Source organism: Mycolicibacterium litorale, from assembly GCF_010731695.1.
GTDB lineage: Bacteria > Actinomycetota > Actinomycetes > Mycobacteriales > Mycobacteriaceae > Mycobacterium > Mycobacterium litorale.
Genome location: NZ_AP022586.1, coordinates 3,644,733 through 3,663,975 on the forward strand (window position 1 = coordinate 3,644,733; position 19,243 = coordinate 3,663,975).

Below are 19,243 nucleotides of genomic sequence, written 5' to 3' on the forward strand. Positions count from 1 at the left end.
GGTCAGCCGAAGAACATGTTCCGGCGGCCGGCGAGCAGCTGATAGAGCGTCTGCTGGATGGTCTCGCGCACCTGATCGGTCAGCTCGAAGGTGATCATCGGATCGTCGGCGGCGGACTCGTCGTACTCCGCGGTCGAGATCGGCTCACCGAACTGGATGTGCCACTTCGACGGCAGCGGCACCAGCCCCAGCGGACCGGCCACCGGGAACAGCGGTGTCACCGGGAAGTACGGCAGGCCCAGTAGTCGCGCCAGCAGCTTGACGTCGGCCATCATCGGGTAGATCTCCTCGGACCCGACGATCGAGCACGGCACGATCGGCGCCTTGGTGCGCAGTGCGGCCGAGACGAAGCCGCCCCGGCCGAACCGCTGCAGCTTGTACCGGTCCTTGAACTGCTTGCCGAGCCCCTTGTAGCCCTCCGGGAACACCGCGGTCAGCTCACCGGCCGCCAGCAGCCGGTGCGCGTCGGAGGTGCACGCCATGGTGTGGCCGGCCTTGCGGGCGGCCTGTCCGACCATGGGCAGGTCGAACACCAGGTCGGCGGCCAGCAGGCGCAGGTCGCGGTGGGCGGGGTGCTTGTCCTTCACCGCCACCGAGGTCATCAGCCCATCGAAGGGCAACACGCCGGCGTGGTTGGCCACCACCAGCGCCGCGCCCTCGGCGGGCAGGTTCTCGATACCGCTGACCTCGACGCGGAACCACGAGTTGAACAGCACCCGCAGGATCGGCAGGAAGACGCTGCTGTTGAGGTGTTCGTCGAAGCCGAACTCGTCGACGGTGTAGTCGCCCGACATCCGCTTGCGGACGAACTCGGCGACCGCGGCGATGCGCTTGGCGAGTTCGGTGGGGGTGTCCTCTACCGGGGCGCCGCCGGCGGCGCCGGCGCGGTGCTGATCGATCTCGCGCACCACCGCGGCGATCTGCTCGGCCGAGGCCCGGCCACCGGGGTCGGACAGCAGGGAGGGGTGACGACGGGCGCTGTCCGAGCGCTGAGCCGCCCGCCTCGCCGCGTTCCGCCCCGAATTCCCATGCAGTGGAATGACTTTGGCTCTTGAATCGCCCGACACGTACTCTTCACCCCACCGATCCGTCAGTCTTCTCTAACGTCCCCAGCGCTGCGCCACGGCAACAGCGCGGTCCTCCATCGACCGTACCCATCGTGGATCAACGATCGGCGTCAGTCCACGACCACGCACGTAATCGTCAAAAGCTTCCGCCGTGGTCCACTTTGGGTTATAACCGAGGACTTCACGCATGCGCGTGGTGTCCATGACCCGGCCGTAACTCAAGTAATTCAGCTGTTCGCGATCGAGTTCAGTGTATCGGGTTGCCCGTCTCAGCGAGTCGACAAGCGAAAGCGCCGAACGCGGCACCGGCAGCGCGACCCGCCCGGAACGCCGAATCGCCTGACTCATCATGATGATTCCGGATGCGCCGACGTTGAACGTGCCCGCCTTGCCGGCGATCGTCGCACGCTCCAGCGCACCGAGGGCGTCCTGTTCGTGCAGCAGCTGCAGGCGTGCGTCCTGCCCGAGCACCGTCGGCACCACCGGCCCCGCCAGGTACCGCGACAGCGCGGTGTCCATCGCCGGTCCGATCATGTTCGCCAGCCGCAGGATGGTGACCGTGATGTCCGAGCGGCGCCGTCCGAGCCCGCGGGCGTAACCCTCGATGTCGATACTGTCGCGAGCGAAGCCCTCCCCCGGTGGGCGGCGGGCGTCGCTGTTCTCGGTGAACATCACCGGGTCCCGCGGGCTCGAGCCGTACACCTCGGAGGTGGACTTGAGGATCACCCGACGCACCGACGGCGCCTTCTGGCACGCCGCGAAGAGCTGGATCGCGCCCATCACGTTGAGCTCTTTCAACGTGACGCGGCCACCGGCCCGCGGCGCGTACGACGCCGCGGCGGCGTGCACCACCGTGTCCACATCGCCATTGCGAATCACCTTGGCGATGAACGGGTTACGAATATCCGCCCGGACGAATTCGGCGCGGCCCATCCGCCGTAGCAGGTCCTTGCTCGGCGCCACCGCGTCGACGGCGATCACCTGGTTGATCAGCGGATTCTGCGCCAGCCGGGCAATCAGGTATCCACCCAGGAACCGGCACGCCCCGGTGACCAGCACCACCTTCGGGTACGGACCGGCGTCACCCGAGGCGCTGGAATTCACCACGCCAGACTAACGGCTGCGACTGAGAGCACCCGGGTGAACGCCTGAGAGCTACTTGCCGAGTTTTCTGCGCTGCACCCGTGTCCGACGAAGCAGCTTGCGGTGCTTCTTCTTCGACATGCGCTTACGCCGCTTCTTGATGACTGAACCCATGAACTCCGCTACCTACGTTTTCCTCGGTCCGACTCGGGGCCCGACCCAGCGATCGGCCCGACGTCCGGATTGACGTCCAACCCGGACACCTTACCCAAGGGGCGCAGGTGAACGAAAACGTCGGTGCCTCCCGGCCCGCTCAGCCGGCGTCGAAGTACGAACTCTCCAACATGTCGTGGACGGCTTTGGCGTGCACCCGGAACGACCGGCCCACCCGCACAGCGGGCAGTTCACCGTTGTGCACCAGGCGGTACACCGTCATCTTGCTGACCCTCATCAGGCTCGCCACTTCGGCGACCGTGAGGAATTGAGCCCGTGGCTGGCCGTCGGAGGCATTGCTGTCCCGCTTACCGCCAGCCGAGTCACGTGCCGATGGCCCGTTCATAGACGTCATCGCAACCCAATCCATCAGGCGCGGGCAGTTCCAGCGGCTTCCCCACCGCTGGCACCGACCCGTGCATACACGAGGAGAATAGCGTGGCGGATGGGGTTACTGCGACGGGTGTGGGCTAATCCATCGGAATTCGATGAACTACTCTGATGTAATTCCTAGCTGCTCAGAGCGGGTTTTGGCGGCGTCGACCGCGTTGGCCACCGCCGCCCGGAACCCACCGCGCTCGAGTTCTCGCAGCCCAGCGGCGGTGGTACCGGCCGGTGAGGTAACGGTAGCGCGAAGCTGCGCCGCGGTGGTGTCCATTGCCGTACCCATGGCGGCATCGCCCACCGGTTGCGCGTCGTCGAGGCGCTCGAGCAGCATCGCCGCCGAACCGGCCATCGTCTGCACCACCAGGTCGGTGGCCACCGTGCGCGACAGCCCGTTGGCGACGGCGGCGTCCACCAGTGCCTCCACCATCAGGAAGAAGTAGGCGGGACCGGACCCCGACACCGCGGTGACCGCATCCAGCTGCGACTCGGGCACCGTCAGCACACCGCCGACGGAGTCGAAGATCGCCGAGACCTCCCGCAGGTGCTCCGCGGTCGCGAACCGGCCTGCGGCCAGCGCGCTGACCCCGCCGCCGACGACGACCGGCGCGTTGGGCATCGCGCGGATCACCGGCGCACCCGCGGGCAGCTTGTTCTCGTAGTACGCCGTCGACACCCCGGCCGCGACGGTCACGAAAACCTGTTCGGCGGTGTCGGTGTCGGCGTTGGCGGCGGCTTCGGCGATGTCGTCGATGACGTGCTCGACGTCGGCAGGCTTCACCGCGACGATGATGTAGTCGGCGTTGTCGATGGCCTCCACGACGGAGGTGACCAACACGGAGTGCTTCTCGGCGAGGAACTTCGCGCGCTCCGGATACTTCTCGGCGACCACCAGATCCTTGACCTGCCTGCCCGCCCGGAGCATGCCGGACAGCAGTGCCTCGCCCATACTTCCGCCACCGATGATCGCGATTCTGGCCATGCGCCAAAGCATGGCACGTCCGGCGCGGGCGTCGTCATCCGGCGCGTCAGCCGTGGGTCACTGCGCGGCGGGCACCATCGCCAACTGCCGGCTCTGCACGACGATGCTGCCCTCGCAGTCGACCACGATGTGGTCCTCGTCGAACCACTCCTGGCCGATCTGCGTCGTCGTGCAGATGACCCGCAGCCACCCGTCGGCCGGGCGGGCCCTCAGATAGGCCGTCAGCTGCACCGTGGGCGCCCAGCCGAAGCGGTTGACCCCGAAGGTCACCGGAGCCGACACGTCACCGCACAGCAGCGCGAAGAGGACGTCCGGGGCGGCGTCGCGCGGCCGCACCCAGTACTCGATCACCGGCGGCCCGCCGTCGGAGCGCGGCGCCATCGTCGTCAGCGACGGCCGGATGTCGCAGCCGTGCGCGAGGTGCACGATGTCGGCCATGTGATGCCCCGGGCCGATCGGCTCCAGCCCGGGCGGCGGCTCCGGCGTCATCAGCGGCACCACCGGGTTCGCCGACAACAACGGGGCGACATCGTGCTCGGGCTCGCCGAGCGTGATCGCCGCGCGCACGGCGGTCCTGTCCCCCTGGTTGAGTTCGACGTCGATCAAGCTGACCCGTCGCCCGCGCTTGCGCACGGTGGCGACCACCTGCATCTCCCCCGGATCCGGCGCCCACAGGAAGTTGGCGGACACCGCGATCGGCTCGACGCCGCCGGCGTGCTCGATGCGAGCGGCGTTCGCGCACAGCGCCAGCATCGCGCCGCCGTGCACCTTCGGGCCGATCGTCCAGTGCTCGTTGAGCTCACCGCGGTACACGCCGTCGCCCAGCGCGGTCAGCGCCATGGCATCGGCGAACAGGGTCGAACCGGACATGCGGGGGTCCTCCGTCGGTCAGCGCAGCAGGTGTTCCCGGGCGTACTGCAGCGATTCGCGCAGCAGTGCCTCGCGCTCGTTGGCGGTGCGCGCCCCGGACGTGGTCACCTCGAGGATCACATGCCCGCTGAAGTCGCCGCCCGCCAGCATCTGGCACACCTCGGCGGTCGGCTGGGTCCCGCGGCCGGGCACGAGGTGCTCGTCGGCCGAAGCGCCGCTGCCGTCGCACAGATGCAGGTGCACCAGGCCGTCGCCCATTCGCTGCGCCATCTCGAGGGCGTCGGTGCCCGCGGTGGCCGTGTGCGAGAGGTCGAGCGTGTAGTGCGCGTGCTCGCCGTCCAGCGGGTCGTAGGACGGCGCGAACGCCGAGATGCCGGGCCCCGGCCTGCCGCCGCGTTTGCGCATCCGCTCGATCGAGGACTGGCCGCCGCCGAAGAACCGGTCGGCGCGGAACGGGAACATGTTCTCCACCGCGACCATCACGTCGCTGCCCGCCTCGAGCTCGGCGACCTGCTCGCTGAACCCCTCGGCGTAGCGGCGCTGCCAGCGGAACGGCGGGTGTACGACGACCGTCTGCGCGCCCAGTTGTTCCGCCGCGCGCACGCTGCGGTCGAGTTTCGGGATCGGGTTGGCCCCCCACACCCGCTGCGAGATCAGCAGACAGGGGGCGTGCACGGACAGCACGGGCACGCCGTAGCGCTCGGAGAGCTTGGCGACGGCGTCGACGTCCTGGCTGACCGCTTCGGCCCACACCATCAGCTCGACACCGTCGTAACCGAGGCGTGCGGCGTACTCGAAGGCGGCCTCGGTCCTCAGCGGATAGACCGAGGCCGTGGAGAGACCGACCTTGATCGCGGGGCGCACAGGGTGACTAGCCGGACTGCAGCAACGCCAGCGGCCCCAGGGTGACCAGCGCGCCCACCGCCACGGCGATCAGTGTGCTGCCGATGTCCTCGGTCTTGCGCACGACGCGGACCCCGACCACGAGCCCGAGGATGACCAGCACCGACAGCACCAGGGCGACGATGTTGTTCCACTTCCACAGCTGGTCGAAGGCGATGAACAGGCCCGCACCGAACGCGACCGCGATGATGCACTGGCCGACGATCCAGGCGCCGCGCAGGAACGCCGACATGCGATCGGCAGGCGCCTCGTCGCGCAGGTCCTGCTCGTCGAGGTCGTCCTCGGCCAGGTCGGCCTCGATCAGATCGGCATCGTCGACGTCGTCGAGTTCGTCGTCGATGGTGTCGGTGTCACCGCGCTTGCGGGCGAGGTCGTCGGCGACGGTGCCGCCGCCGAACAGCGGGCCCGCCGACGACCGCAGGTAGGACGGCAGCTCGTCATCGTCGTCGTCGGAGCGTTCGAGGAGTGCGGGCTCGTCGAGTTCCATCGCGGGGTCGAGCAGGTCCGCCGACTCGTCGTCGTCGTCGATGAGCGGGTCGGGGCTCATGGCGTCGGCGCCGACGGCGTCCCGCTCGCGGGTCGTGGCCGGCTCGTTCTCGACGACCTCGATCTCGACGACCTCGACCTCGACCTCGTCCGTCTCGGGTTCTGCATCGGCAGGCTCGGGTGCCGGGGCCTCGGGCACCACCGGCTCGACGGTCTCGGTGACGTCGGTCGTCTCGGTCGCGTCGAGCTCGTCCGGGGCGGGGGTGACCTCCGGGGCGGGTTCGGTGAGCGTCGGCTGCGCGGCGCCGTTGACCGGGATGCGGCCGGTCTCGTCGGTGGTGGTGTCGCGGGGGCGATCGGTGATGATCGGGATCTCACCGGTGAGCTCGGCGACCGTCACCGCGTCGGCGTTGCCGCGGCGGCGCCGGCGCCTGCCCCCGACAGGAGGCGCGCCGATGGTGCCGTTCTTCGCCAGCAACTCCGCGACGGAGATCGGCCGGGTGCTGCTGGAGCTGTTCTCTGGTTCTGTCATCGTGTGTTGCCTTTAGTGGCAGTCGGGCTGAGCGCCTTGGGTCCAGCATCCCGCACGGGCTTCCCCGCCGCGGCGAGTTCGTCGACACCGCCGACGCTGCTCACGAAGGGGCTGCCGTCGGCTTCACTGTCGAGTTTCCGCAGAATCAGGCCCTCCCGCAACGCCCACGGGCAGATGTCCACGGACTCGATACCGAGTGCCCGCATGCTTGCCTCAGCCACCAACGCTCCGGCCACGATCTGTGGCGCTCGCTCGGCACTCACCCCTTCCAATTCCGCTCGGTCGGCCGCGGTCATCCTAGAGATGAAAGCTATGAGCTGCCTCAACCCGGTCGCCGTCAGCGTCCGTTTGACCCGCGGCCCGGCCCCCGACGGGGCCGCTCCGGTGAGCCGCGCCAGGCTCCGGAACGTCTTCGACGTCGCGACGGTCAGGTCCGGATCGCCCGCGTCGAGCAGTTGTGCGCTGGCATCCGACAGTTCGGTGGCCAGCCAGTCGCGCAGCATCGCCACGCGGCGCCGGCCGGGCGGATCGTCGGGCAGCCACTCGCGGGTCAGCCGGCCGGCACCCAGCGGCAACGACAGCGCGACCTCGGGTTCCTCGTCGACGCCGTTCGACAGCTCCAACGAGCCGCCGCCGATGTCGATGTTGATGATGCGGCCGGCGCTCCAGCCGTACCAGCGCCGCACGGCCAGGAACGTCAACCGCGATTCGTCGACGCCGCTGAGCACCCGCAGCCGCACCCCGGTCTCGGCGAGCACGCGTGCCAGCACGTCCTCGGAGTTGGTCGCGTCGCGCACCGCGGAGGTGGCGAACGCCATCATCTCCGCGCACCCGGAACTCGCGGCGATCTTGGCGAACTCGTCGACGGTGTCCACGAGCCGGTCGGCGCCCTTGCGGGTGAGCTTGCCGGAGTCGTCGATTGCCTCGGCCAGCCGCAGCGACGCCTTGGTCGAGCTCATCGGAGTCGGGTGCCCTCCCCGCCGCGCATCCACCACAAGCAGGTGGACAGTGTTGCTGCCCACGTCGAGCACGCCCAATCGCACGGTTCCAACCTAGTCCGTCGACCCGGTGCGGCCACGCGCCGACACCCCTGTCAGGTGCGGCGCGGCGCCCCGGCGGGGCGGGTAGCGTTGACATCCGTGATGCCAGTCCATCCCGGCGAGGTGGAGCTCGACTTCGCCCGTGAGTGGGTCGAGTTCTACGACCCGGACAATTCCGAGCACCTGATCGCCGCGGACATGACGTGGTTGCTGTCGCGGTGGACGTGCGTCTTCGGGACGCCGGCCTGCCAGGGCACCGTCGAGGGCCGACCGGACGACGGGTGCTGCTCGCACGGGGCGTTCCTGTCCGATGACGACGACCGGGCCCGCCTCGACGACGCCGTCACACAGCTGACCGCCGAGGACTGGCAGTTCCGCGAGAAGGGCCTGGGCAAGAAGGGCTATCTCGAGATGGACGAGTACGACGACAAGCCCAACCTGCGGACCCGGAAGTACAAGGGCGCCTGCATCTTTCTCAACCGGCCGGGATTCCCCGGCGGCATCGGCTGCGCGCTGCACAGCAAGGCCCTGAAGCTGGGTGTGGAACCGCTGACGATGAAGCCGGATGTGTGCTGGCAGTTGCCGATCCGCCGCACCCAGGACTGGGTGACGCGGCCGGACGGTTCGGAGATCCTCAAGACGACGATCACCGAGTACGACCGTCGCGGCTGGGGTGAGGGCGGGGCCGACCTGCACTGGTACTGCACGGGCGATCCGGCCGCCCATGTCGGCGCGCGGCAGGTGTACGAGTCCTACGGCCCGGAATTGACCGAACTGCTCGGCGAGAAGGCCTACGCGGAGCTGGCGGCCATGTGCCGGCGGCGCAGCGGTCTCGGGCTGATCGCGGTGCATCCGGCGACCCGGGCGGCGCAGTGACCGCCCAGGGGTTGTTCCTGTTCAAGCTGGTGCCGCCGCGGGCCGACTTCGCCCAGACCATGACGGCCGACGAACAGCAGGCGATGGCCGGCCACCAGGACTACTGGCGTGAGCTGCTCGCGGCCGGGAAGGTCGTGGTCTACGGTCCGGTGGCCGATCCGGAGGGTGTCTGGGGGTTGGGCGTGCTGCGCGCCGCGGACCGGGCGGAGGTGCTGGAGATCGGACGGCGGGATCCGTCGATCCTCGCCGGCGTCAACACGTTCGAGGTCTTCGAGATCATGGGCGGGACGACGGGATAGTCCCGCTTCATCCCCAGCGGTGTGGGGCACGCTGCACGCCCACGACGCCGTGGTGTGGCGCTACCCGGGCGGGCGCACCCACACCACCCACCCGGGTAGCGCGCTGCACTTCCCGTCGCTGTGCGGCCTCAGCCCTCCAGCTTGTAGCCCAGGCCGCGCACGGTGACCAGATGCACCGGGTTGGCCGGATCGGCCTCGATCTTCGACCGCAGCCGCTTGACGTGAACGTCGAGGGTCTTGGTGTCGCCGACATAGTCCGCACCCCACACCCGGTCGATCAGCTGGCCGCGGGTCAGCACCCGTCCGCTGTTGCGCATCAGGTACTCGAGGAGGTCGAACTCCTTGAGCGGCAACGTGATCGACTCACCGTTGACGCTGACCACGTGCCGTTCGACGTCCATCCGGACGGGTCCGGCCTCGAGCACACCGTCGGGGATGCCCGCATCGTCGACGTCGGTGCCGCGGCGCAGCACGGCGCGGATCCTGGCGATCAGTTCGCGCGCCGAATACGGCTTCGTGACGTAGTCATCGGCGCCGAGTTCCAGGCCGACGACCTTGTCGATCTCGCTGTCCCGCGCCGTCACCATGATCACCGGAACGCTGGACCGGGCACGCAACTGCTTGCACACGTCGGTGCCGCTCATCCCGGGCAGCATCAGGTCGAGCAACACGATGTCGGCGCCCGCACGGTCGAATTCGGCCAGCGCCGAGGGCCCGTCAGCCACGATGGTGGTCTCGAACCCCTCCTTGCGCAGCAGGAAGGCCAGGGGATCGGCCAAGGACTCCTCGTCCTCCACGATCAACACACTGGTCATGGGTCTCGCGTCCTCCTATTGGGTAGGTCCCTCGTCCGGATCTTCGGAGTGGGGGTAGGCCGGAATCGACAGCGTGAACGTCGATCCGGTGCCCGGCTGACTCCACAGCCGGATGGCTCCGTTGTGATTGGCGGCGACGTGCTTGACGATGGCCAGGCCCAGACCGGTCCCGCCGGTCGCTCGCGACCTGGCCTTGTCGACGCGGAAGAAGCGTTCGAAGACCCGCTCCTGGTCGTCCTTGTCGATGCCGATCCCGCGATCGGTCACCGAGATCTCGATGTTGTTGCCGCGGCGTCGCCGGCTCACCGACACCGAGGTCCCCCTCGGCGAGTAGGCGATGGCGTTCGAGACGAGATTGGCCAGCGCGGTGACCAGCAGCGGCTGGTCCCCCAGCACCTTGTAGCCGGTCGGCGCGTCGGTGGTGACCTCGATGTCGGCGTTGTCGGCGGCCACCTTGTGCCGCGACAGCGCCTCGGCCACCACGGTGTCGACGTCGACGGCGCCGAGGTCGGGCAGCCGCTCGGCACCTTGGAGCCGGGACAGTTCGATCAGCTCGCCCACCATGTCGGCGAGCCGGTGCGCCTCGGCGACCATCTTGTCGGCGAAGTGGCGCACGGTCTCGGGGTCGTCGGCCGAGGCGAGCAGCGCTTCGGCGAGCAGTCCCATCGCGCCGACCGGGGTCTTGAGTTCGTGGCTGACGTTGGCGACGAAATCCCGGCGAGTCGCTTCCATCCTCGCGTACTCGGACTGGTCGTCGACGTAGACGACCGCGAAGCGGCGGTCCGCTCCGGTGAGCAGCCGCACCGTGCCCCGCACCGACAGCCCCGACCGGCCGGGGTGGGCGACCTTGCGCGGCGACAGATCGACCTGCACGTCCTCGCCGGTGCTCAGCGTGCGCTGCGCGGCCTGCCACGCCCGTTCGTCGAGCAGCCGCTCCCTGACCAGGCCCAGCTCGGCGGCCCGGGTATTGCTGTAGACCACGTCACGGAACTTGTCGACGACCACGATGCCGACCGGCGACGACGAGACGATGTGCGCGAGCATCTGCGACACCGTGATCCCCGCGGTCTCGGCCGCGCGCCTCCGACGGCGCTCCGCCACCCGCGGGGTGAGCGCGACGCCCACTCCCACGCCCACCATCAGCGTGAGTAGCGCCACGACTGCCGTCAACAGCAGCGCGGAAACCACACTCACGCGAAAATCGTACGCATGCGGTGAACGTCATCCCAGCAGCGTGCGGCCAAATCGAGACAAGTCACAATTCGAAACGCAGGAGTTCGGCCGTCGTTCACCGGGTGTTCGTGTAAGGCCTTACTTCGCGCCCTGCGAGGCGACGGCGGCCGCCCCGGCCGCCGCGGCCTCCGGGTCGAGGTAGGTGCCGCCGACCACCTTGGGCTTCAGATCCGAGTCGAGGTCGTAGCGCAGCGGGATCCCGGTCGGGATGTTCAGGCCGACCACGTCCTCGTCGGACATGCCGTCGAGGTACTTGACCAGCGCGCGCAGCGAGTTGCCGTGCGCGGCGATCAGCACGGTCTTGCCCTCGCGCAGGTCCGGCACGATCGTCTGCTCGAAGTACGGCACGAAACGGGCGACCACGTCGGCCAGGCATTCGGTCAGCGGTCCGCCGTCGATGTCGGCGTAGCGCGGGTCGCTGTCCTGGCTGAACTCGCTGCCCTTCTCGATCGGCGGGGGCGGGGTGTCGTAGCTGCGCCGCCAGGCCATGAACTGCTCCTCGCCGTAGCGCTCCTTGGTCTCGGCCTTGTTCAGGCCCTGCAGCGCGCCGTAGTGCCGCTCGTTGAGCCGCCAGTCGCGGTGCACGGGGATCCAGTGCCGGTCGGCCTTGTCGAGCGCGATGTTCGCCGTCGTGATCGCCCGGCGCAGCAGCGAGGTGTACAGCACGTCGGGCAGCCGGTCGAGATCGGCCATCAGCTCACCGGCCCGCGCGGCCTCCGCCCTGCCCTTCTCGGTCAGGTCGACGTCGACCCAGCCGGTGAACAGGTTCAGCGCGTTCCATTCGCTCTCGCCGTGACGGAGCAGGATCAGCGTGGAATCTCCCATGGGTGGATCTTCTCACGGGGGCCGCGAACCGCACCTCGACCGTCAGGCCGAGGTGCCGTTCGCAGGCGGTTGACCGTCGGGGTCGTCGATGAGGTGACGGAACGCCCGGAGGTTCTTCAGCGACTCGCCGCGCGAGACCCGCCACTCCCACTCCTTCTGGATGGACGTGCGGAACCCGAGTTCGAGCAGGGTGTTGAAGTCGGAGTCGACGGCCTCGAGCACCTGGCCGAGGATGCGGTCGACCTCGTCGGGGGTGACCGCATGCAGCGCCATCCGACCCACCAGGTAGATGTCGCCGACGTTGTCGAGGGTGTAGGCCACCCCGTAGAGCCGCCGGTTGCGTTTGAGCAAGAACCGGTAGACACCCTCGTGGTTCTCGTCGGGCTTGCGGCAGACGAACGCCTCGATCCGGACCGAATGCTCACCGATCGACAGGATCGTGTTGGTCTTCAGCCGGCGCTCGCCGGGCAGTTCCACGATGATGCCCGGCAGTCCGCCGTGGGCGCCCTCGTGGAACGTGTAGGTCAGATCGTGTTCTTCCAGGGTGTCGACGATCGTCTGCCGAACGCTCATGCCCGGACCCCCCGTCGTCGTGAGAACCGGCGCGCGGTGCGGCGGGACAGCGTCTCGTCGCCACGGGGGTGCCGGTCGCGGTAGTCGCTGATCGCCCGGCCGTAGCTGGCCAGCAGATCGTCGACGGTGTGCGCCCAGGAGAATGTGGCCGCATGCTCGACCGCGGCCTGCCGCATGGTGTGCGGCCCGCGCGACAGCAGCGTGTCGATGGTGTGCGCCCAGTCGCCGACGTCGTGCCCGTCGACCAGCGCACCGGTCACCCCGTCGCGCACCGCCACCGGCAGCCCGCCGACCGCGGCGGCCACCACCGGGGTGCCGCAGGCCTGCGCCTCGACCGCGACCAGCCCGAACGACTCCGAGTAACTCGGTACCGCAACCAGATCCGCGGCGCGGTACACCCGCACGAGATCCTCGCGCGACTGCGGCGGAAGAAACGTCACGCGCTCCGAGATACCCAACTCGTCGGCCAGCGCAACCAGGGTGTCCGGCGCGGCCAGACCGCTGCCCGACGGGCCGCCCGCGACCAGCACCCGCACGTCGGGCAGCTTTGCCGCCGCGCGCAGCAGGATGTCGGGCGCCTTGAGCGGTTGGATGCGTCCGACGAACGCGACCACGGTCTCGCGCTGGTCCAGGCCCAGCGCGGCGCGGGCCTCGCCGCGGTCGCCGGGGGTGAAGGTGTCCAGGTCGACGCCGGGATGCACGACGTCGATCCGTGACCGGTCGGCGTGGTGCAGCGAAACCAGTTGCTCGGCTTCGAGTTCGGTGTTCACGATCAACCGGTCGGCCTCGTCGACCACCTGCTGCTCACCGACCGCGCGCAGCGGCGGTTCGGGTGAGTCGCCTTCGGCCAGTGCCGCGTTCTTCACCGCCGCCAGCGTGTGCGCGGTGTGCACCAGCGGCACCGCCCAGCGGTCGCGGGCCAGCCAGCCGACCTGACCGGACAGCCAGTAGTGCGAGTGCACGATGTCGTAGTAGCCGGGTTCGTGGGTGGCCTCGGCGCGCAGCACCCCGGCGGTGAACGCGCACAGCTGAGTGGGCAGGTCGTACTTGTCGAGCCCCTCGAAGGGGCCGGCCACGACGTTGCGGACCAAGACGCCCGGCGCCACCCGTACGACCGGCGGATCGGCCGATGTGGTGGCGCGCGTGAAGATCTCCACCTCGACGCCGCGGCGCGCCATGTGCAATGCGCTCTGCAGGACGTAGACGTTCATACCGCCGGCATCCCCGGTGCCGGGCTGCGCCAGCGGCGACGTGTGCACCGACAACACGGCCACGCGCTGGGGCGGCCTACCGAGCTGGTCCGTTGCTAGGCGCACACACTCATGTCTACACCCCGGTCAGCGACGGGCCGTCACGACGCCGCTTCGGGGCGGCGCGGCAGCGACCGCCGCATCGCGGCGATCGGGTCGGCGTAGAGCCCGCCGAGTGACACCACGCCTGCGCCGGCTTCCTGCACGCGGTTGCCGAAGGTGGTGAGCCGGATGTCGCGCGCCGGCAGCACCGACCGTGCGGCGAACGCCGCCTCGACCAGCGGCATGGCTTCGGGATACTCGGTGAACGCCTGGCCGCCGACCACCAGGTCGTCGGGGTTGAGCATGTCCCGCAGCAACGCCACCGCCTCGCCGAGCACCCGGGCCCGTTCCCCGAGCAGCGCCTGCGCCGCGTCGTTGCCCTGCCGCGCCGTGCGCAGCACCGCGGCCATCGACGACGCCGGCCCCTCGGCCGGGATGATCCGCTGCCTGCGGGCGGCGGTGAGCACCGCCTCGTCGCTGACCGTCGACTCCAGTTGACCACTGCCACCGAGCAATTCAGACTGCGCGGGCAGCGCGGCGATGGTGCCCGGACCGCTGGTCGGCGAGTGCACCCGGCCGTCGATCGACAGTGCGAAACCGACGGTCTCCCTGGCGTAGACGTAGAGGCTCGTCGACGACGGCGCGACCGACGGCCGACGGGAGCCGAGCAACAGTTCCGCCCCGGCCATCGCGTCGACGTGCGAGGCGACCGACACCGGCAACCCCAGCGATTCGGCGAGCACCGGCCCGACGGGCGCCTGCGACCAGCCCAGCCGGGGATGGTCCAGATGTCCGGTGATCCCGTCGACCACACCGCCCGCGGCCACGCCGACCCACAGCGGACGGCGCCGGTGCCACCGGCTCAGGTATTTGCGGGCGCTGGCCGACAGCACCGCGAGCGCCGCCTCCTGCGGACCCCGCGGCGTCGGCGTCTCCACCACGTCGAGGGTCCGGCCGAACAGGTCCGTCGCCACGATGCTCGTGGTCTTGGCGCCGATGTGGATGCCGAGGGTGAGGAACGGTTCGTGGTTGACCTCGACCGGCACCCGCGGCCGGCCGATGGCGCCCGAGACCGCGAGGTCGGCCCGCTCGCGCAGGATGGCGGCGTCGAGCAGCGCGCTGACCTGCCGATTCACAGTCGCAATGCTCAGGCCGGTGACGCGGGCGATGGCGTCGCGGGCGATCGGACCGCGCATCCGCGCGGCGGCGAAGACCGACGCGGCCGCCGCGTCAGCGACTTTCAGCGCCGGGGCGACGACGTGACGTTGGTGGGTGAGGCGCGGCGATGCCGCCGCGAGCGGCCGCTTCGAGGCGGGCAGGCGACGCACGGTGGTCGCAACGGCAGGGGCGGAAGGGAGAGTGGTGGCACGCACGGGATGGTCCTTCGGGAGAGTCGGCGGGTGGGTCCTGGCCACACCTGCGACTCAAACGGGACTGATCCCTCGGTTCGGTCAGGCGCGGCGAAGTGCGCGACGACAACAACAGTGCCGCGCGTCGAATGCCTGACCACCGGAGAACACGAAGCGAATCTAGCACGCTGACTAGAGTTGGGCAGATGACGACTCCTGGAGACGGCCGACGCGTCGCGGTGGTCACCGGCGCCAGTGCCGGAATCGGCGAAGCGACCGCGAGAACCCTTGCTGCACAGGGCTTTCACGTCGTCTGCGTGGCCCGGCGCGAGGCACCCATCAAGGCGCTCGCGGAGGAGATCGGCGGCACCGCGATTGTGGCGGACGTCACGTCCACCGAAGCGGTGTCCGCACTCGCCGACGCGCTGGACCGCATCGCCGGTCCGGTTTCCGTACTGGTCAACAACGCCGGCGGCGCCCGCGGGCTGGACCCCGTCGCCGAGGCCGACATCGAGCACTGGCGGTGGATGTGGGAGTCCAATGTGCTCGGCACCCTGCTGGTCACCCGCGCACTGCTGCCCAAGCTGATCGACTCCGGTGACGGGTTGATCGTCACCGTCACCTCGATCGCCGCGGTGGAGATCTACGACAACGGGGCCGGCTACACCTCGGCCAAACACGCCCAGGGCGTTCTGCACCGCACGCTGCGCAGCGAGCTGCTCGGAAAACCCGTGCGGCTCACCGAAGTCGCGCCCGGCATGGTGAAGACCGAGTTCTCACTGAACCGGTTCGAAGGCGACGAGGAACGCGCCGAGAAGGTCTACCAGGGCGTGACGCCGCTGGTGGCCGAGGACATCGCCGACGTGATCGGGTTCGTCGCCAGCCGCCCGTCTCATGTCGACCTGGACCTGATCGTGGTCCGTCCGCGCGACCAGGTCAGCGGCGCCAGCGGGTCACGCTTCAACCGCCGCTGACCGAAAGGGTCAGCCGCCGGGGCGCCCGTTGACGGGTTGCGGGGCGCCGGTCGGCGTGACCGGTGCGGTGCTCGGGATTCCGGTCGGCGCGTTCTCGTCCGACAGCGCCGACATCGACTTCCACTCGTCCCACGACACCGCCCAGTCCCAGATGTCGCCGTCGGCGTAGGACAGCTGGATGCGGGTGCCGGTGACCTCGACCGGATCGCCGTAGACGGCGGTGCGGAAGTACTGCTCGGCGTCGGTGATCGACAGGTTGATGCAGCCGTTGGTCACGTTGCTGTTGCCCTGCGCACCGGAGCTGGCCGGGTTGGCGTGGATGAACTCACCGTTGTTGGAGATCCGCACCGCGAAGCGCTCGCGCACATTGGCGTAGCCCGCGGCGGGGTTGGTCATGTAGAAGTCCTCGTACTTCTCGGTGACCACGTGGATGCCGCTGCGGGTGACGTTGCGGTCCAGATCGCCCTCGCCGTAGCTGCACGGGAAGTCCATGATGACCGCGCCGCCCTGGTCGATGACCTGGATGCGGTGGCTCGACGCCTCGGCCTTCACGACCTGGCGGCGGCCGATGGAGAAGTCGAGCGACGCGTCGGCCGCGCCGTAGGCGTCCTCGCCGAACTTCACGCCGTAGAGCTTCGCGTCGACCCGCACCGTCGTACCCGGGGCGAAGTACTCCTTGCTGCGCCAGTGCACCCGGGACCCGGCGGCCTCATCGGGCAGCCAGGCCCAGCTGCCCTCGGTGGGCGGGTTCGTGGTGACCGACAGCGACTTCTCGACCGTCGCGCGGTCCGCGTCGTCGATCGAGGCGTCGAACTGCAGGATGATGGGCGCGGCGACGCCGACGGTCTGCCCGTCGGACAGCTGGAACTGACCGCTGACCTGGGTGGACGGATCGAGCGTGGTGAACTCGCCCTTGACGGGTACGGCCTTGCCGTCCTCGCCCACCGCCGAACCGGACCAGCTGTAGGTCACGCCGTAGCCGAGCGGTTCGCTCACGGTGAAGACGTTGCGGTCCTGGTTCAGCGCGCCCGCGACGGCCTTGCCCTCGGAGTTGGTCAGCGCCACCCGCTGGAACCAGCCGCCGGTGACCTCGACGCGCACCGGTTCGGTGGGGGCCACGTCGGTGGCGGAGGTGGCCGGGGTGAACGACAGCGACGCCGAGGCGGGTGCTTCCGCGGGCTCAGGGGTGTTGCTGGCCGACCGGCTGCAGGCGGCGAGGGCTCCGGGCGCGACGAGACCGACCGCCAGAGCGGTCAGGGCGCGCCGCCGATTGATGGGCGGCAGCTTGTCGGCGGCACTCACGTGTAACCAACATACCTAGAGGGCGCAGCCGACCAGCGTCGGCTCGGGTGTGAGTTCGATCCCGAACGCCGCGCGCACACCGTCGCGCACCGTCCTGGCCAGCGCGATCACGTCGGCGGAGGTGGCCTCACCCCGATTGGTCACAGCAAGCGCGTGTTTGGTCGACAACCGGGCGGGGGCGTCGTCCCCGGGGTAGCCCTTGCCGAAACCCGCGTGCTCGACCAGCCAGCCGGCGGCCAGCTTCACACCGTCCGCGGCGGGATAGCTGGGCACGGGTCCGTCGACCTCGGCGAGGAGGCGTTCGTACTCCGTTGCCGGCACCACCGGGTTGGTGAAGAACGAGCCGACGCTCCACGTGTCGCGGTCGGGTTCGTCGAGCACCATGCCCTTCCCGCGGCGCAGGCCCAGCACCGCCTCGCGCACCAGGACGGGATCGGCGCGGCTGCCCGGCTCGACGTCCAAGGTCCGGGCGAGCTCCCCGTAGCGCAGCGGTGCGCTGCGGCCCTCGACGTCGAGCGCGAACTCCACCTCGAGCACGACCGCGTGGGCGGAGTGCTTGAGCACGCTGGTGCGGTACCCGAACGCCATCTGCTCCGGCGTCACCCAACCGTCGCGGCCGGTGCGGCGGTCGAACAGCCGGACCCGCCGGATGGTGTCGGCGACCTCGGCCCCGTAGGCCCCCACGTTCTGCACCGGGGTGGCGCCCGCCGAACCCGGAATGCCCGACAGGCATTCCAACCCGCCGAGCCCGTGCGCGAGCGCGGTGACCACGACGTCGTCCCAGTTCGCGCCCGCCTCCGCGCATACGAGGCCGTCCTGCACGGTGATCTCGGTGTTGGCGATGCGGATCACCGTGAGGTCGTCGATGTCGTCGGCCAGCACCACGTTCGAGCCGCCGGCCAGGACCAGCGCATCGCGGGTGGCGGGGGCGCGCAGCGCGGCGACGAGCTGTTCGGTGCTCGCGGCGGTGACCAGTCGGCGCGCGACGGGCCCGACCCGCAGCGTGGTCAGCGGCGCCAGCGCGACGTCGGCTTCCACCACCGCGCCCGCGAGTTCCTGACCGGTCACGGGCGGTAACGGTAGCGTGGCGGGCTATGCCGCGCTCATTCGACTTGGCCGCCGACTACGAGGGCACCGTCGAAGAGGTGCACCGGGCGTTCGCCGACGAACAGTACTGGCTGGCACGGCTGGCCGACTCGGGCGCCGACGCGGCGACGCTCGACGCCATGACCGTCGGCGAGGACGGCAGCATCGACGTCACCACCACCCAGATCCTGCGCGCCGACCGGCTGCCCGGTGTGGTCGCGCAGTTCCACCGCGGCGACCTGTCGATCCAGCGGGAGGAGACGTGGACCGGTGTCCGCGACGGAGTGGCCAACGCGACGGTCACCGGCTCCATCCCCGGCGCTCCGGTCACGCTGACCGGGACGGCGGTGCTCGCGCCCAGTGCCGCCGGCGGTGCCCGGCTGGAACTGAAGGTGACCGTCGAGGTGCGGGTCCCCCTGGTCGGCGGGAAGATCGAGAACTTCATCGGCACCGGGCTGGTGGACCTGATCATCGCCGAGCAACGGTTCACCACGGTGTGGATCACCGAGAACGTCTGACCAGGCGCGTACCGTGAGGTCCCATGGGCCGGCGGATGGAGCACACCGTCACGTTCGACGTGCCCGCCGCGCACGTCCACGCCCAGTTCACCTCCGAGGACTACTGGCGCGGATTGACCGAGGTGTACCGGTCGTTCAACCCGCGTACCGAACTCACCCTGTTCCGCTCTGACGCGCGCGGCACCGACATCGCGCTGCGCCAGGTGATGCCGCACGACGACCTGCCGCCCATCGCGCGCAAGGTGATGCCCGTCGACATGGTGATCACCCGCGAACAGCACTTCGATCCGTTCGACGACACCGCCGCCCGTGCCGACGGCACCTTCGCGGCGACCATGCCACGCGCACCGGGACGGCTCCGCGGCCGCTACGAACTGGCCGACGCCGGGTCCGGCAGCCACCTGCTGGTGCGCAGCTACTGCAAGGTCTCCATACCGCTGGTGGGCGGCACCCTCGAAGACCTGATCCTGAGCAACATGCGCACTCTGTTCGACGGTGAACAGCGCTTCACCGCCGACTGGGTCACCGGCCGCCGCTGATC

The 19,243-nt window shown here is 69.7% G+C and carries 22 protein-coding genes; 5 read left to right on the forward strand and 17 right to left on the reverse strand.

The genetic code is table 11. From position 1 onward, the window contains the following. Positions 1-2 precede the first annotated feature (2 nt). From G6N30_RS17345 to G6N30_RS17385, 9 genes are all read right to left on the reverse strand, one after another. Positions 3-1,067, reverse strand: coding sequence for a lysophospholipid acyltransferase family protein (locus G6N30_RS17345; RefSeq protein WP_134054881.1), 1,065 nt, complete (start codon positions 1,065-1,067; stop codon positions 3-5). A gap of 33 nt (positions 1,068-1,100) precedes the next feature. Beyond that, entirely contained in the window at positions 1,101-2,174 is a 1,074-nt protein-coding gene (locus G6N30_RS17350) for an SDR family oxidoreductase (RefSeq protein WP_134054883.1), read from the reverse strand. A gap of 48 nt (positions 2,175-2,222) precedes the next feature. Next, entirely contained in the window at positions 2,223-2,324 is a 102-nt protein-coding gene (locus tag G6N30_RS17355) for a 30S ribosomal protein bS22 (protein WP_003402602.1), read from the reverse strand. Between the two features lie 139 nt (positions 2,325-2,463). Continuing rightward, positions 2,464-2,718: a helix-turn-helix domain-containing protein gene (locus G6N30_RS17360; protein ID WP_134054885.1), complete on the reverse strand. Its 255-nt coding sequence runs from the start codon at positions 2,716-2,718 to the stop codon at positions 2,464-2,466. A gap of 138 nt (positions 2,719-2,856) precedes the next feature. Beyond that, positions 2,857-3,729 (reverse strand): pyrroline-5-carboxylate reductase, encoded by an 873-nt coding sequence (gene proC, locus G6N30_RS17365; RefSeq protein ID WP_179965478.1) that lies wholly within the window; start codon positions 3,727-3,729, stop codon positions 2,857-2,859. 57 nt (positions 3,730-3,786) lie between these two features. After that, positions 3,787-4,599 (reverse strand): thioesterase family protein, encoded by an 813-nt coding sequence (locus G6N30_RS17370; RefSeq protein WP_134054889.1) that lies wholly within the window; start codon positions 4,597-4,599, stop codon positions 3,787-3,789. Positions 4,600-4,617: 18 nt separating this feature from the next. Next, on the reverse strand, positions 4,618-5,463 hold the full coding sequence (locus tag G6N30_RS17375) for a sugar phosphate isomerase/epimerase family protein (protein WP_134054891.1): 846 nt from the start codon (positions 5,461-5,463) through the stop codon (positions 4,618-4,620). Between the two features lie 7 nt (positions 5,464-5,470). Beyond that, positions 5,471-6,520 carry an Rv0497 family membrane protein gene (locus tag G6N30_RS17380; RefSeq protein WP_134054893.1) on the reverse strand — a complete coding sequence of 350 codons (1,050 nt, stop codon included), beginning with the start codon at positions 6,518-6,520 and terminating at the stop codon, positions 5,471-5,473. Further along, positions 6,517-7,563: a Ppx/GppA family phosphatase gene (locus G6N30_RS17385; protein ID WP_134054895.1), complete on the reverse strand. Its 1,047-nt coding sequence runs from the start codon at positions 7,561-7,563 to the stop codon at positions 6,517-6,519. The genes G6N30_RS17380 and G6N30_RS17385 overlap by 4 nt, the downstream gene beginning before the upstream one ends. Positions 7,564-7,659: 96 nt before the next feature. On the opposite strand from G6N30_RS17385, the gene G6N30_RS17390 reads away from it, so the two are divergent. Then, positions 7,660-8,436, forward strand: coding sequence for a DUF3109 family protein (locus G6N30_RS17390; protein WP_134054897.1), 777 nt, complete (start codon positions 7,660-7,662; stop codon positions 8,434-8,436). 11 nt (positions 8,437-8,447) lie between these two features. Next, positions 8,448-8,735 carry a YciI family protein gene (locus G6N30_RS17395; RefSeq protein ID WP_134055381.1) on the forward strand — a complete coding sequence of 96 codons (288 nt, stop codon included), beginning with the start codon at positions 8,448-8,450 and terminating at the stop codon, positions 8,733-8,735. A gap of 128 nt (positions 8,736-8,863) precedes the next feature. On the opposite strand, the gene regX is transcribed toward G6N30_RS17395, so the two are convergent. From regX to G6N30_RS17425, 6 genes are all read right to left on the reverse strand, one after another. Beyond that, positions 8,864-9,550, reverse strand: a complete 687-nt coding sequence (gene regX, locus G6N30_RS17400) for a two-component sensory transduction protein RegX (protein WP_134054899.1) — start codon at positions 9,548-9,550, stop codon at positions 8,864-8,866. Between the two features lie 15 nt (positions 9,551-9,565). After that, positions 9,566-10,744 (reverse strand): PAS domain-containing sensor histidine kinase, encoded by a 1,179-nt coding sequence (locus G6N30_RS17405; RefSeq protein WP_134054901.1) that lies wholly within the window; start codon positions 10,742-10,744, stop codon positions 9,566-9,568. Positions 10,745-10,861: 117 nt separating this feature from the next. After that, entirely contained in the window at positions 10,862-11,608 is a 747-nt protein-coding gene (locus G6N30_RS17410; protein WP_134054903.1) for a phosphoglyceromutase, read from the reverse strand. A gap of 42 nt (positions 11,609-11,650) precedes the next feature. Then, entirely contained in the window at positions 11,651-12,181 is a 531-nt protein-coding gene (locus G6N30_RS17415) for a type III secretion system chaperone family protein (protein ID WP_134054905.1), read from the reverse strand. Further along, complete coding sequence (gene mshA / locus G6N30_RS17420) at positions 12,178-13,497, reverse strand: D-inositol-3-phosphate glycosyltransferase (RefSeq protein ID WP_134054907.1); 1,320 nt, start codon at positions 13,495-13,497, stop codon at positions 12,178-12,180. The genes G6N30_RS17415 and mshA overlap by 4 nt, the downstream gene beginning before the upstream one ends. 35 nt (positions 13,498-13,532) lie before the next feature. Beyond that, on the reverse strand, positions 13,533-14,846 hold the full coding sequence (locus G6N30_RS17425) for an ROK family protein (protein WP_134054909.1): 1,314 nt from the start codon (positions 14,844-14,846) through the stop codon (positions 13,533-13,535). A 182-nt stretch (positions 14,847-15,028) separates the two neighbouring features. On the opposite strand from G6N30_RS17425, the gene G6N30_RS17430 reads away from it, so the two are divergent. Then, positions 15,029-15,796 (forward strand): SDR family oxidoreductase, encoded by a 768-nt coding sequence (locus G6N30_RS17430; RefSeq protein ID WP_134054911.1) that lies wholly within the window; start codon positions 15,029-15,031, stop codon positions 15,794-15,796. A 9-nt stretch (positions 15,797-15,805) separates the two neighbouring features. On the opposite strand, the gene G6N30_RS17435 is transcribed toward G6N30_RS17430, so the two are convergent. Together G6N30_RS17435 and G6N30_RS17440 are read right to left on the reverse strand one after the other, a co-directional pair. Beyond that, positions 15,806-17,098, reverse strand: coding sequence for a L,D-transpeptidase (locus tag G6N30_RS17435; RefSeq protein WP_134054913.1), 1,293 nt, complete (start codon positions 17,096-17,098; stop codon positions 15,806-15,808). A 15-nt stretch (positions 17,099-17,113) separates the two neighbouring features. After that, positions 17,114-18,166 carry a UDP-N-acetylmuramate dehydrogenase gene (locus tag G6N30_RS17440; RefSeq protein WP_134054915.1) on the reverse strand — a complete coding sequence of 351 codons (1,053 nt, stop codon included), beginning with the start codon at positions 18,164-18,166 and terminating at the stop codon, positions 17,114-17,116. Positions 18,167-18,192: 26 nt separating this feature from the next. On the opposite strand from G6N30_RS17440, the gene G6N30_RS17445 reads away from it, so the two are divergent. Further along, positions 18,193-18,702, forward strand: coding sequence for a DUF2505 domain-containing protein (locus tag G6N30_RS17445; protein ID WP_134054917.1), 510 nt, complete (start codon positions 18,193-18,195; stop codon positions 18,700-18,702). A gap of 23 nt (positions 18,703-18,725) precedes the next feature. Continuing rightward, on the forward strand, positions 18,726-19,241 hold the full coding sequence (locus G6N30_RS17450) for a DUF2505 domain-containing protein (protein WP_234880163.1): 516 nt from the start codon (positions 18,726-18,728) through the stop codon (positions 19,239-19,241). Positions 19,242-19,243: the final 2 nt, after the last annotated feature.

Bases quoted from the DNA above. Each gene is read 5' to 3' on its own strand.
- G6N30_RS17355 (WP_003402602.1), bottom strand. From the start codon at position 2,324: ATGGGTTCAGTCATCAAGAAGCGGCGTAAGCGCATGTCGAAGAAGAAG.
- G6N30_RS17360 (WP_134054885.1), bottom strand. From the start codon at position 2,718: ATGACGTCTATGAACGGGCCATCGGCACGTGACTCGGCTGGCGGTAAG.
- proC (WP_179965478.1), bottom strand. From the start codon at position 3,729: ATGGCCAGAATCGCGATCATCGGTGGCGGAAGTATGGGCGAGGCACTG.
- G6N30_RS17370 (WP_134054889.1), bottom strand. From the start codon at position 4,599: ATGTCCGGTTCGACCCTGTTCGCCGATGCCATGGCGCTGACCGCGCTG.
- G6N30_RS17380 (WP_134054893.1), bottom strand. From the start codon at position 6,520: ATGACAGAACCAGAGAACAGCTCCAGCAGCACCCGGCCGATCTCCGTC.
- regX (WP_134054899.1), bottom strand. From the start codon at position 9,550: ATGACCAGTGTGTTGATCGTGGAGGACGAGGAGTCCTTGGCCGATCCC.
- G6N30_RS17410 (WP_134054903.1), bottom strand. From the start codon at position 11,608: ATGGGAGATTCCACGCTGATCCTGCTCCGTCACGGCGAGAGCGAATGG.
- G6N30_RS17415 (WP_134054905.1), bottom strand. From the start codon at position 12,181: ATGAGCGTTCGGCAGACGATCGTCGACACCCTGGAAGAACACGATCTG.
- G6N30_RS17430 (WP_134054911.1), top strand. From the start codon at position 15,029: ATGACGACTCCTGGAGACGGCCGACGCGTCGCGGTGGTCACCGGCGCC.
- G6N30_RS17445 (WP_134054917.1), top strand. From the start codon at position 18,193: ATGCCGCGCTCATTCGACTTGGCCGCCGACTACGAGGGCACCGTCGAA.
- G6N30_RS17450 (WP_234880163.1), top strand. From the start codon at position 18,726: ATGGGCCGGCGGATGGAGCACACCGTCACGTTCGACGTGCCCGCCGCG.